This is a genomic window from Streptococcus mitis, assembly GCF_001579045.1.
Lineage (GTDB): Bacteria > Bacillota > Bacilli > Lactobacillales > Streptococcaceae > Streptococcus > Streptococcus mitis_D.
In genome coordinates this window covers 8,614-20,681 of record NZ_KQ970264.1, presented here as the reverse complement: position 1 = coordinate 20,681, position 12,068 = coordinate 8,614, and the positions used below count along the sequence as shown (strand labels likewise).

11 protein-coding genes and 1 tRNA gene are annotated in these 12,068 nt (G+C 41.1%); 7 read left to right on the top strand and 5 right to left on the bottom strand.

What is annotated here, in order from left to right; translation table 11 throughout:
* Positions 1 to 65: 65 nt before the first annotated feature.
* The 5 genes from SMIDD28_RS12310 to SMIDD28_RS08500 form a co-directional block, all read right to left on the bottom strand.
* On the bottom strand, positions 66 to 227 hold the full coding sequence (locus SMIDD28_RS12310) for a hypothetical protein (RefSeq protein ID WP_081103269.1): 162 nt from the start codon (positions 225 to 227) through the stop codon (positions 66 to 68).
* 17 nt (positions 228 to 244) lie between these two features.
* Positions 245 to 1,327 (bottom strand): M24 family metallopeptidase, encoded by a 1,083-nt coding sequence (locus SMIDD28_RS08515; RefSeq protein WP_061425603.1) that lies wholly within the window; start codon positions 1,325 to 1,327, stop codon positions 245 to 247.
* Positions 1,328 to 1,454: 127 nt separating this feature from the next.
* Positions 1,455 to 2,237 (bottom strand): lipid II isoglutaminyl synthase subunit GatD, encoded by a 783-nt coding sequence (gene gatD, locus SMIDD28_RS08510; RefSeq protein WP_061425602.1) that lies wholly within the window; start codon positions 2,235 to 2,237, stop codon positions 1,455 to 1,457.
* Entirely contained in the window at positions 2,237 to 3,580 is a 1,344-nt protein-coding gene (gene murT, locus SMIDD28_RS08505; protein WP_061425601.1) for a lipid II isoglutaminyl synthase subunit MurT, read from the bottom strand. The genes gatD and murT overlap by 1 nt, the downstream gene beginning before the upstream one ends.
* 98 nt (positions 3,581 to 3,678) lie before the next feature.
* Positions 3,679 to 4,995 (bottom strand): FAD-containing oxidoreductase, encoded by a 1,317-nt coding sequence (locus SMIDD28_RS08500; protein ID WP_023945448.1) that lies wholly within the window; start codon positions 4,993 to 4,995, stop codon positions 3,679 to 3,681.
* Positions 4,996 to 5,223: 228 nt separating this feature from the next.
* On the opposite strand from SMIDD28_RS08500, the gene SMIDD28_RS08495 reads away from it, so the two are divergent.
* The 7 genes from SMIDD28_RS08495 (at position 5,224) to SMIDD28_RS08465 (ending at position 11,704) form a co-directional block, all read left to right on the top strand.
* The gene (locus tag SMIDD28_RS08495; RefSeq protein ID WP_000379419.1) at positions 5,224 to 6,459 is read left to right on the top strand and encodes an ammonium transporter; all 1,236 of its coding nucleotides are present in this window, start codon (positions 5,224 to 5,226) and stop codon (positions 6,457 to 6,459) included.
* Positions 6,460 to 6,469: 10 nt separating this feature from the next.
* The gene (locus tag SMIDD28_RS08490; protein ID WP_000717797.1) at positions 6,470 to 6,811 is read left to right on the top strand and encodes a P-II family nitrogen regulator; all 342 of its coding nucleotides are present in this window, start codon (positions 6,470 to 6,472) and stop codon (positions 6,809 to 6,811) included.
* A gap of 357 nt (positions 6,812 to 7,168) precedes the next feature.
* Positions 7,169 to 8,743: a degradosome RNA helicase CshA gene (locus tag SMIDD28_RS08485; protein ID WP_061425600.1), complete on the top strand. Its 1,575-nt coding sequence runs from the start codon at positions 7,169 to 7,171 to the stop codon at positions 8,741 to 8,743.
* Positions 8,744 to 8,998: 255 nt separating this feature from the next.
* Positions 8,999 to 9,787: a GTP-sensing pleiotropic transcriptional regulator CodY gene (gene codY, locus SMIDD28_RS08480; RefSeq protein WP_061425599.1), complete on the top strand. Its 789-nt coding sequence runs from the start codon at positions 8,999 to 9,001 to the stop codon at positions 9,785 to 9,787.
* Entirely contained in the window at positions 9,787 to 10,362 is a 576-nt protein-coding gene (locus SMIDD28_RS08475; protein WP_061425598.1) for a cysteine hydrolase family protein, read from the top strand. The genes codY and SMIDD28_RS08475 overlap by 1 nt, the downstream gene beginning before the upstream one ends.
* A 79-nt stretch (positions 10,363 to 10,441) precedes the next feature.
* Positions 10,442 to 10,527 (top strand) — tRNA-Leu (locus tag SMIDD28_RS08470).
* 217 nt (positions 10,528 to 10,744) lie between these two features.
* Entirely contained in the window at positions 10,745 to 11,704 is a 960-nt protein-coding gene (locus tag SMIDD28_RS08465; protein WP_061425597.1) for an Rpn family recombination-promoting nuclease/putative transposase, read from the top strand.
* Positions 11,705 to 12,068 lie beyond the last annotated feature (364 nt).

The following is a 12,068-nucleotide window of genomic DNA, read 5'->3' as shown; positions in this document are numbered from 1 at the left end:
GAGAAAGTCCTAAGAATTAGAAAAAACGCATAGTATCAGGTATTGAAACCTTGATAGTATGCGTTTTATTGTGGGAAGATTTTATACTCTTCGAAAATCTCTTCAAACCTCGTCAACGTCGCCTTGCCGTAGATATGGTTACTGACTACATCAGTTCCATCTACAACCTCAAAACAGTGTTTTGAGCAACCTGCGGCTAGTTTCCTAGTTTGCTTTTTGATTTTCATTGAGTATTAGATGAATATTAATCAAAATAAAGCAAGTCTTTGCTGGTGCTTGTAAAGAGGTCAAAGCCATCCTTGGTAACAACACCGCAGTCTTCGATACGGACACCGACTTTACCAGGGATATAGACACCAGGTTCAACAGAGAAGCACATGCCTTCTTCGATAACCAAGTCGTTTCCTTCCATGATGGATGGGAATTCGTGGACATCCATACCGATACCGTGACCGAGACGGTGGTTGAAGTACTCGCCGTAACCAGCTTTTTCGATGACCTCACGGGCAGCACGGTCCACTTCATGGGCAGTCACACCTGGTTTGATAAAGTCAAGAGCAGCTTGTTGGGCTTCAAGAGTCAAGTTATAAATGTCTTTCTTGAATTGGTCAGGTTTGCCGACTGCGACTGTACGAGTCATATCTGACGCATAGCCGTTGACTAGAACACCAAGGTCAAAGAGGAGAAGGGCGTTATTTTCAACTTTGTTTGCTGCTGGAATGCCGTGTGGATTTGCAGCATTATCACCAGTCAAGACCATGGTATCAAAGCTCATTTCATAACCTTCACGTTTCATAGCAAAGTCAATTTGGGCAATAATATCTGTCTCCGTCTTATCAAGAGAAATATTGTCAAAACCAACCTTAACAGCCTTGTCCGCATAGAGACCTGCAACCATCATTTTTTGCACTTCGTCAGCTGATTTGATGAGGCGCATGCGTTGGATACGAGGTGTGAGGTTTTCAAACTCAGCAGCTTCAAAGACTATTTTCAAGCCATGATATTTGGTCAAGATGAGATTGTCAAACTCAACAGCGACACGTTTGAAGTCAAGTTGTGGAAGAGCATGTTTCATTTTTTGCCATGGATTTTCAGAATCCACATAGCCCACAACTGGGAAGGAAACAGTGCTACTTGCACGTTCTACTTCAAGGGCTGGGACAAAGAGGAGGGGTTCCTGATCCGCTAGAACAAAGAGGAACATTTGGCGTTCATGGGGATCACTGTAAAAGCCAGTGAGGTAATTGATTGTGACGGGGTCAGATACGACAGCGACGTCTAGTTTTTCTGATTCAAGATATGTTACGATTTGTTGTAATTTAGACATATGCTACCTTCTTTCTACCCCTCTATTTTGGCAAAAAATGAGAGAAAATGCAAGGGAGAAGGGTAAAAGAACAGACAAAAAGAACTCCGACAAGATAACGGAGTTCTTTGATATCATTTTCCTTTGTTTAAGAAAAGTCAGCCTTGCTTTTGACATCACTGTATTCTTCAGCGATTTCTTGGCTGAGAATGTCCTCATAAGCAGGGAGTTGGATGTCCTGACCATATTTTTTCTTGAGGGCAGTAGTGACTAGGCGATAAGCCAGATTGGCATTACGAGAGAGGATAGGCCCGTGGAAGTAGGAACCAAAGACATTCTTGTAATGGACCCCTTCACCAACCTTTTCTTCATTGTTTCCATTTCCATAGACAACCTGTCCCAGTGGTTTTTGGTCATCAGAGAGGAAGGTACGGCCCTGATGGTTTTCAAATCCATAGTAGGTTTCATCGAAATCTTCATTGTGAATCTTGATGTCACCGATAAAACGGTTGTTGGCTTGATTAAGGGTATAATGTCCCATGACCCCTAGCCCTTCGATGCGTTTGCCTGAAGCTTCAACATAATACTGACCCAATAGTTGGAAACCACCGCATATAGCGAGAACCACACCGTCGTTTTGGATGTAGTTGTCAATACTCTCTTTTTTAGCAGGTAGATCGTCTGCAATAATACTCTGTTCAAAGTCTTGGCCACCACCGAAAAAGGCAACGTCGTAGTGATTTTCATCAAAGTCATCATGGAGAGAAACGATGTCAACTGTCACATGGGCTCCCAGTTTTTCAGCCACATACTTGAGCATGAGGATGTTTCCATTGTCCCCATAGGTATTCATGAGATTTCCGTAGAGGTGGGCAATGTTGAGCTGATAAGGGTAATTGCCAGCTTTTGAGGAAAGTGAAGTATAAACCATTAGTTCATCTCCTTTCTAACAATCTGACGACTAGCCAGCAGTTCGCGGAATTCCAGCATAGCAGTATAAGTTGCTAGGATATAGGCATGCTTGCAGTCTTGGTTCTCAATTGTTTTGAGAACTTGCTCCAGACTACTTGTTTCAGTGATTTTCTCAGCTGGATAGCCTGTTACTCGTAGACGACGAGCGATTTCAGAATGGCGAACACCGCCAGCGTTGATTTCTGGAATATCCATCTCAGTGATTTGTTCAAAATCAGCATCCCAGATCCAGCTAGTATCAATCCCATCAGCATAGTTGGCATTAAGGAGAACAGATAGGCTAAATGGATAAGGAGCTAGTTTAATCATTTCGATAGCTTGGGTTGCACCGACTGGATTTTTAATCAAGACGAGGGTACATTCCTTGTCACCGATATGGAAGGTTTCTTGGCGTCCAAAGACAGCACGGCTCTTATCAAATCCCTGTTTGATGAGTTGTGAATCTGCACCGAGAAAACGGGCGATGGCAACCGCAGCTAGGGCGTTGTAGATATTGTAGAGTCCACCGATTTGAATACCGTATTCTTGCCCGTCAATGACAAAGCGAGAGCGATTGTTGGTTAACTCAACCAATTCTGTCAAGCGATAGTCGAGATCAGGACGTTTACATCCGCAACCTTCACAGATATAGGCACCCAAGTTTGCATAGGTATTACGCTCATATTTGAGGATTCCTTGGCAGTCAGGGCAGAGGATTCCTTCGGTATTATAGTGAGCCAGCTGAGCTGGACCTTTCTCCAAGTCAAAACCAAAATACTGTACAGGATTTGGAATAGCTGGCTTGTAGAAAAGTGGACTGTCTCCATTAAGGAGAACAGTGGCAGTAGGCACTTTACGAATGGCATCCAAAATCATCTTATAAGTTGTGTAAATCTCACCATAGCGATCCATCTGGTCACGGAAGATATTCGTGATAACAAATAAGCTTGGCTGGATATAGTCACAGATACGAGATAGACTGGCTTCGTCGATTTCGAGGACGGCAATATTTTTCCCAGTTTTAGAAGATTTGGCAGTCAAGAAAGTTGTCGCAATTCCTGTGATCATGTTGGCACCGCTTGGATTGGTCAGAACTTGACCATAAACCTCTTTTAAAATACCGACAGTCAGGGCAGTTGTCAGGGTTTTTCCATTGGTCCCAGTGACCACGACAATCTCGTAGTTCTTAGCTAGGTTTTGTAAAATATCTCTATCAAATTGAAGGGCGACTTTTCCTGGGAGCGTACTTCCACGGCCAAGACGACTTAAAACGAAGTGGGAAGAACGCCCAGCAAGAAGGCCCAAAGTAGTTTTTAATTTCATGTTTCTATTATATCACAAAAGAGGAAAAAGACAGATTTGGTGTTTCGCAGAAGCAAAAACAGCCCAAAGAGGGCTGTCAGTTAAGATGAGATTTCAACTTAAATCGCAAACAAGTCATTCAAGTTCTCAGCCAAGGTTGGGTGAGTGAAGATTTGTTTTGTGAAGTAAGTGTAAGGAATCTTGTTGTCCATAGCAACAGTGATGATGTTGATGATTTCTTGAGAACCTTCTGAGAAGATGCTTGCTCCAAGAATTTCTTTTGTTTCAGTATTAACCACAGCTTTGAAAGCTCCTCGAAGGTCTCCGTTTACGTGACCACGAGGCATTGCTGCAACAGGGATTTCCTTAACAGCGTATGGAAGTTTCAAATCAGCTGCTTGGCTTTCAGTCAAACCAACTTGTGAAAGGGCAGGTGTGATGAACATAGTATTTGGTACATTGAGACGGTCTTCAAGTGTGTAGCTGCCATCTCCAGCAAGGTAGCTGTATACAACACGGAAGTCATCAAGTGAAATGTAAGTAAATTGAAGGCCACCGTTGACATCTCCAACTGCAAAGACACCAGGAACGTTTGTTTGACAATGTTTGTCTACTTTAATAGCACCACGTTCAGTTAATTCAATATCTGTATTTTCAAGTTGAAGTGGTTCTACGTTGGGTTTACGTCCAGTTGCGTAGAGAAGGGCATCGAAACGGTAAGTTTCGTTTTCAGTTACGACAAGCACTTGTTCACCGTCATTTTTAATTTCAGTAGTACGGATGTTTTGAAGCAATTCAATACCGTCTTCTTCCATGTATTGCTTAGCAAGAGCTGCGATGGAAGGTTCTGCACGAGGTAGGAAAGTATCCAAAGCATCTAGGACTGTGACTTTGCTTCCAAGTTTGTTGTAAAGGCCAGCAAATTCCAGACCGATATTTCCACCACCAAGGACTCCAAGTTTTTCAGGCAATTTGTCCAAGTTTTGGATACCTGTTGAGTCAAAGACGTTTTTGCTTGTAGCAAGTCCAGGGATTGGCAAGACGTTTGAAACAGCACCAGTGTTGATGACGATTGTTTCAGCAGTCAGTTCTTTCTTTTCATCACCAGCTTGGATTTCGATGACTTTATTTGAAAGGAAGTGAGCTTCCGCATCAAAGATATCCACGCCTGTACCAGCAACAGTCGCATAGTTTTTACCGTTAAGGCGACCAGTGATAGTGTTTTTGGTAGCAATCACTTCTTCAAAAGACAAGTCCTTCTCAGCAGCAACTAGCAAAGTCTTAGTTGGGATACATCCGATGTTGATACAAGTTCCACCGTACATAGCTTTGCTACGTTCAACGAGGGCAACTTTTTTGCCAGCTGAAGCCAATTTACCTGCTAGTGTTTTACCAGCCTTACCAAATCCAATAACAATTAAATCGTATGTTAACATTTATCTTCCTCCTATTCGAATTACATTCTAGCACAAGAAAAAAACTTTTGCACAATTCTGCTACGCTTTAAAAAAGTTTATGAAATAGTGGAAATTTCAGCCTCATTTTCTCAGGAAAGATGTCAGAAAATAGAGAATTATCAAAAAATTCCGTAAATACACTTGTCTTTATCGTAATTTTATGTTATATTATCTAACACAAAATAAATTATGAATTGGAGTGGTTTCATGGATACAGGTAGTAGTGCCTTTATATTGATTTGTTCAGCCATGGTTTGTTTGATGACACCGGCCTTGGCCTTCTTCTATGGTGGGCTCGGACGTCGTAAGAATGTTATCAATACCATGATGATGTCTGTTCTTCCCTTAGCTATAGCTTCTCTCTTGTGGATTGTTGCTGGCTACTCGCTTTCTTTTGGCGGTCATGGGAATTTCTTCGGTAATTTTAGTCACCTTTTTTTAAATGGTGTGTCTGAAACGGCCTCAAGCCGTGGTCTAACCATTCCTGATATGCTGTTTGCTGCTTTCCAGATGATGTTTTCAATTATCTGTGTGGCGATTTTGACGGGTTCAGTGGTAGGAAGGATGCGCTTTACACCTTTAGCCATCTTTGTTGTCTTTTGGTTACTTCTTGTCTACTATCCATTTGCACATATGGTTTGGGACGAAGGGCTCCTTGCTAAATGGGGGACAATTGACTTCGCAGGTGGTGATGTGGTTCATATTACCTCGGGTGTATCGGCTTTGGTTCTGGCCATCGTTGTTGGTAAACGTCGTGATTTTGGCATTTTAGAACACCGTCCTCATAATGTTCCTTTTGTCCTATTGGGAGCGGGTCTCTTATGGTTTGGTTGGTTTGGTTTCAATGCAGGATCAGCCTTGGCTGCTAATGGCTTGGCAGTTCACGCGCTAGTAACCACCCATGTTTCAGCAGCTGCATCCATGTTTTCATGGCTAGCTCTTGAAAAATATGTGACAGGTCATCCCTCTTTGGTCGGTGGTTCGACTGGGTTAGTGGCCGGACTTGTTGCCATCACACCTGGAGCAGGTTTTGTTTCAATTTGGAGTGCCATTCTAATTGGTCTTATGGTTAGTCCGATTTGTTTCTATGCTATTTCAGTCTTGAAGAAGCATTTTGCCTATGATGATGCTTTGGATGCTTTTGGTTGCCATGGTGTCGGAGGCATCTTTGGTGGTTTGGCTACTGCGATTTTTACGACACCAGATTTAGCCCTAGATAAGGCCAATATTGGCTTAATTTATGGAAAGGCCCATCTGTTTATTGTGACCATCTTGGCTATTATCTTTACAGCTATTTGGTCTGCTCTTGTGACCTATGGTATTATTAAAGTAATTGCTCATTATATGCCTTTACGTGTTAGTGACCGTGATGAGGCTATTGGTCTTGATGACTGTGAACACAAGGAAACAGCCTACCCAACCTTTATGGGTATGGATTCGTAGGAGGATACTGATGAAAAAAATAGAAGCGATTATTCGTTCGGATAAATTGGAAGATTTGAAAAATGCCTTGACTGGTAGTGGTTTGGCCAAAGGGATGACTGTGATGCAAGTACTAGGATACGGTAATCAACGTGGCTTTGCAGAGTTTGTTCGTGGACAGCGCATTGTTCCCACCTTATTAGCTAAGGTTAAGGTTGAAATTGTAGTTAAGGATATGGCAGTTGACGAAGTTGTTGATGCCATTCGGAGCGCCGTGGCGACAGGAGAAGTTGGTGATGGGAAGATTTTTATTGTTCCTATTGATGATGTTGTCCGCATTCGTACTGGTGAACGTGGTGGAGACGCTATTTAATATAATGAAGGCTTAAACCAGTTGGTTTGGGTCTTTTTTAGTGAATTTTGATATACTTAGAGGAGTTAGTATGATTGAGGGGGTGACCGATTGGCGAAAGGAAAAAAGAAAAGCAAGTCGAAAGCTAGACTGAAAGTTCTAAGGAAAATCGTTTACATGACTTTATCGACGGATTTAACTATCTTTTGCTCTGGTCTTGTGTTATACTAGATAGGTTGCAAAGAAAACAGTACTTTTCTTTTGTGGAAAAGAAGCAACACGATTTTGTATCCAGTATATGAAAGTACGTCATAAAAAGAAAAGTATAAACTAAGCCCTATAGGGTGGCTTCGCACCACCTTTAGAAAGAAGAATAACGTGAAATTTAATAAATTAAACTTGTCTGCTGATTTGCTAGCAGAGATTGAAAAAGCTGGTTTTGTAGAAGCTAGTCCAATCCAAGAACAAACTATTCCCTTGGCTTTAGAAGGTAAGGATGTTATCGGTCAAGCTCAGACTGGTACAGGAAAAACTGCAGCCTTCGGCTTGCCTACCCTTGAAAAAATCCGTACAGAAGAAGCGACCATTCAAGCCTTGGTCATCGCTCCAACTCGTGAACTCGCTGTCCAAAGTCAAGAAGAACTCTTCCGCTTTGGTCGTAGTAAGGGAGTCAAAGTCCGTTCAGTATATGGCGGATCAAGCATTGAAAAGCAAATTAAGGCTCTTAAATCTGGTGCCCATATCGTGGTGGGAACTCCAGGTCGCCTCTTGGACTTGATTAAACGCAAGGCCTTGAAATTACAAGACATTGAAACTCTTATCCTTGACGAAGCGGATGAAATGCTTAACATGGGCTTCCTTGAAGATATCGAAGCTATCATTTCTCGTGTCCCTGAAAACCGTCAAACTTTGCTTTTCTCAGCAACTATGCCAGATGCTATCAAACGTATCGGTGTTCAGTTTATGAAAGAACCTGAGCATGTGAAGATTGCGGCTAAGGAATTGACAACAGAATTGGTTGACCAATACTATATCCGAGTTAAGGAACAAGAAAAATTTGATACCATGACTCGTCTTATGGATGTGGAACAACCAGAGCTTGCTATCGTATTTGGTCGTACAAAACGCCGTGTAGATGAATTGACTCGTGGTCTGAAAATTCGTGGCTTCCGTGCAGAGGGAATTCATGGTGATTTGGACCAAAACAAACGTCTGCGTGTCCTTCGTGACTTTAAAAATGGCAATCTCGATGTTTTAGTAGCGACAGACGTTGCAGCGCGTGGCTTGGATATTTCAGGTGTGACCCATGTCTATAACTATGATATTCCACAAGATCCTGAAAGTTATGTTCACCGTATCGGTCGTACAGGTCGTGCTGGTAAGTCAGGTCAGTCTATTACCTTTGTTGCTCCAAACGAAATGGGCTACCTCCAAATCATTGAAAACTTGACCAAGAAACGCATGAAAGGTCTCAAACCTGCAAGTGCAGAAGAAGCCTTCCAAGCTAAAAAACAGGTAGCTCTCAAGAAAATCGAACGTGATTTTGCAGATGAAACCATTCGTGCCAACTTTGAGAAATTTGGTAAGGATGCTCGTAAGCTAGCTGCCGAATTTACTCCAGAAGAATTGGCAATGTATATCTTGAGTCTGACTGTTCAAGATCCAGATAGTCTTCCAGAAGTGGAGATTGCGCGTGAAAAACCACTGCCATTTAAACCATCAGGTAATGGCTTTGGTGGTAAAGCTAAGGGAGATCGTCGTGGAGATGATCGTCGTGATAATCGCCGTGGAGACAACCGTCGTGGTGGTCGCCGTGATGATTTCAAAAAAGGAAGTCGTGGCAACGATCGTTTTGATAAGGAAAAACGTTATCGTAAGGATAATAAAAAACCACGCACTACTTCAAGCGAAAAGAAAACAGGCTTTGTGATTCGTAACAAGGGCGATAAATAAGAAAAAGCGGTTCAAAATGAATCGCTTTTTTATATAAGGAGACCGAATGGAAAAAGAAAGATAGATAAAATAGCTATATTATCTTCTTGTAATATTATAATACACAAAAATAGGGGGCTTGTCAATAGAAAAAAGCAATTTAATTAAAAATATTCTTGTTTTTTCAAATTGCAATTAAATAAGCAATTTTCAGATAATAATTGAAAATTCAAGCTGTTTATGTTATAATGATAGCGATTAAATTCGAGGTGAAAAATGGCACATTTATTAGAAAAAACAAGAAAGATTACATCAATTTTAAAGCGCTCAGAGGAGCAGTTGCAGGATGAGCTTCCTTACAACGCTATTACGCGTCAGTTAGCGGATATTATTCATTGCAATGCCTGCATTATCAATAGTAAGGGACGTCTGCTTGGCTATTTTATGCGTTATAAAACAAATACAGATCGTGTAGAGCAATTCTTCCAAACTAAGATTTTCCCAGATGACTACGTTCAAGGGGCTAATATGATTTACGAAACAGAAGCAAACTTGCCTGTTGAGCATGATATGAGTATTTTTCCTGTTGAGAGTAGAGATGATTTTCCAGAAGGCTTGACGACTATTGCACCGATTCATGTATCGGGGATTCGCCTTGGTTCTTTGATTATTTGGCGCAATGATAAGAAATTTGAAGATGAAGATTTGATTCTTGTTGAGATTGCCAGTACCGTGGTTGGGATTCAACTCCTCAACTTCCAGCGTGAAGAAGATGAGAAAAATATCCGTCGCCGTACTGCTGTTACCATGGCGGTTAATACTCTGTCTTATTCCGAACTCCGTGCTGTTTCAGCAATTTTAGGAGAATTAAATGGAAATGAAGGGCAGTTAACTGCGTCTGTAATCGCAGACCGTATCGGAATTACCCGCTCTGTGATTGTCAATGCCCTTCGTAAACTTGAGTCCGCTGGGATTATTGAAAGTCGCTCGCTTGGAATGAAGGGAACCTATCTTAAGGTCTTGATTTCAGATATTTTTGAAGAAGTGAAGAAAAGAGATTACTAATGACTAAGGCTTTGATTTCGATTGACTATACGGAAGATTTTGTTGCTGATAGTGGTAAATTGACAGCAGGGGCTCCAGCTCAGGCAATTTCAGAAGCTATTAGCAAGGTGACTCGATTAGCTTTTGAACGAGGGGATTACATCTTCTTTACTATTGATGCGCACGAGGAAAATGATTGTTTTCATCCAGAAAGCAAGCTGTTTCCTCCTCACAATTTGATTGGGACTAGTGGACGCAATTTATACGGAGATTTGGGGATCTTTTATCAAGAGCATGCTTCAGACAGTCGTGTCTTTTGGATGGATAAACGCCATTACTCAGCTTTTTCAGGGACTGACCTGGATATCCGTTTGAGAGAGCGGAGAGTGTCTACCGTTATCTTAACAGGTGTCTTGACGGATATCTGTGTCCTGCATACAGCTATAGATGCCTATAATCTAGGATATGATATCGAGATTGTTCAACCAGCTGTTGCTTCCATCTGGCCTGAAAATCACCAATTTGCCCTAGGTCATTTCAAAAATACACTTGGAGCTAAGTTAGTAGATGAAAATCTAAATGAACTTTCTGAGTAATTTGGTTGATGAAATGAAAAATTTTGAAAAAAGTGTTGACAAGCATCCCAAAAGTTGATATACTAGTAAAGTAATCGACGCGGGGATGGCGGAATTGGCAGACGCGCAGGACTAAGGATCCTGTGACCGCTTTAGGTCGTGAGGGTTCAAGTCCCTCTCTCCGCATAGGATAAGAGTTAGCTTAGGCTAGCTCTTTTGTTTTTTATCAGGGTTATAATATCTATAGTGGATGCCTTTCACTTTCAGATAAATAATATAGTTTGAAATTTCTCCTAATTTTCTCTACTCTTTCTATTTTTTCCTTTTTTCCGAATAAATAGATAGAAGCATCAAATCTAGTAAATTAGATTAAAAAATGTGCTATAATGAAAGGAGAGCAAATATGACCTTACGTCATCCGGGCATTAGCCCAACCAATGACTTGGTTGCTAAGAAAATCTTTAGCAATCCAGAGATCACTTGTCAATTTATTCGCGATATGCTGGATTTACCAGCCAAAAATGTAACCATTTTGGAAGGGAGCAATATTCATGTCTTGCCTTCTCTACCCTACTCGGCGCAGGATTTCTATACTAGCATAGATGTCTTGGCGGAGTTGGATAATGGAACCCAAGTAATCATTGAGATTCAAGTTCATCATCAGAATTTTTTCATTAATCGCCTGTGGGCGTATCTGTGCAGTCAGGTTAATCAAAACCTAGAAAAAATTCGCCAACGAGAAGGTGACACACACCAAAGTTACAAACATATTGCACCAGTATATGCTATTGCTATCGTGGACAGCAATTATTTCTCAGATGATTTAGCTTTTCATAGCTTTAGTATGCGTGAGGACACGACAGGTGAGGTCTTAACCATAACCAATAATGGACAAGAAAACCATTTGGTCAAGATGGCATTCTTGGAATTAAAAAAATACAGAGAAACCAGCAAAGATAGTATTCGCAAACCATGGTTAGAGTTTTTTGGGAATAAACCCTTTACTCAACAACCCGAGCGAGTCATTAGCCAAGCAGACCAACTGCTAGACTACAAGAGCTGGTCCGAGGAGGACAGGAAAATGTTTAGTCAACTACGTATGCGCGAAGAACAAGCTTTGTTAGCACAGGACTATGCCTTGGAACAAGCTGAGGAGAAAGGTTTAGAGCGTGGTCGAGAAGAAGGTATTAAACAAGGTATTAAACAAGGTTTAGAACGTGGTATTGAACAGGGACTGGAGCGTGGAAAAGTTGAAGGAAGAGTCTTTGCCTTCCTAGATATGGTCCGTCAAGGTCTCCTGACTTCAGAAGTTGCTAGCCAGCAGTTGGGTATGACTGTCGTTGAGTTTGAGGCCTTGTTGTAAAGACTAGCACTAACGGTCAAGATGGCATTCTTGGAATTAAAAAAATACAGAGAAACCAGCAAAGACAAGGTTCGCAAGCTATGGTTGGAATTTTTTGGGAATAATCCCTTTACCTAATAATAAGCTTTCATCAATCCGCTGTCTATAAAATGTAAGGATAGGCAGTCTACCATTTAAAATAATGACAGATTTTTCCGAAGTAAAAGGTAAGATCTGTTTTTTATTTATATTAAATTTTTATACTATATAGATAGCATAGCCGAAAACAGCTGTATAACAAGCTTTGCATATATATAGCATGGAAATGCCTTTAAATATCAATGTTACAGCGTTTACATTTTTAGAGCAATTAAATTAGAAAAAA

Bases quoted from the DNA above. Each gene is read 5' to 3' on its own strand.
- SMIDD28_RS12310 (WP_081103269.1), bottom strand. From the start codon at position 227: ATGAAAATCAAAAAGCAAACTAGGAAACTAGCCGCAGGTTGCTCAAAA.
- SMIDD28_RS08490 (WP_000717797.1), top strand. From the start codon at position 6,470: ATGAAAAAAATAGAAGCGATTATTCGTTCGGATAAATTGGAAGATTTG.
- SMIDD28_RS08515 (WP_061425603.1), bottom strand. From the start codon at position 1,327: ATGTCTAAATTACAACAAATCGTAACATATCTTGAATCAGAAAAACTA.
- codY (WP_061425599.1), top strand. From the start codon at position 8,999: ATGGCACATTTATTAGAAAAAACAAGAAAGATTACATCAATTTTAAAG.
- murT (WP_061425601.1), bottom strand. From the start codon at position 3,580: ATGAAATTAAAAACTACTTTGGGCCTTCTTGCTGGGCGTTCTTCCCAC.
- SMIDD28_RS08475 (WP_061425598.1), top strand. From the start codon at position 9,787: ATGACTAAGGCTTTGATTTCGATTGACTATACGGAAGATTTTGTTGCT.
- SMIDD28_RS08465 (WP_061425597.1), top strand. From the start codon at position 10,745: ATGACCTTACGTCATCCGGGCATTAGCCCAACCAATGACTTGGTTGCT.
- SMIDD28_RS08495 (WP_000379419.1), top strand. From the start codon at position 5,224: ATGGATACAGGTAGTAGTGCCTTTATATTGATTTGTTCAGCCATGGTT.
- SMIDD28_RS08500 (WP_023945448.1), bottom strand. From the start codon at position 4,995: ATGTTAACATACGATTTAATTGTTATTGGATTTGGTAAGGCTGGTAAA.
- gatD (WP_061425602.1), bottom strand. From the start codon at position 2,237: ATGGTTTATACTTCACTTTCCTCAAAAGCTGGCAATTACCCTTATCAG.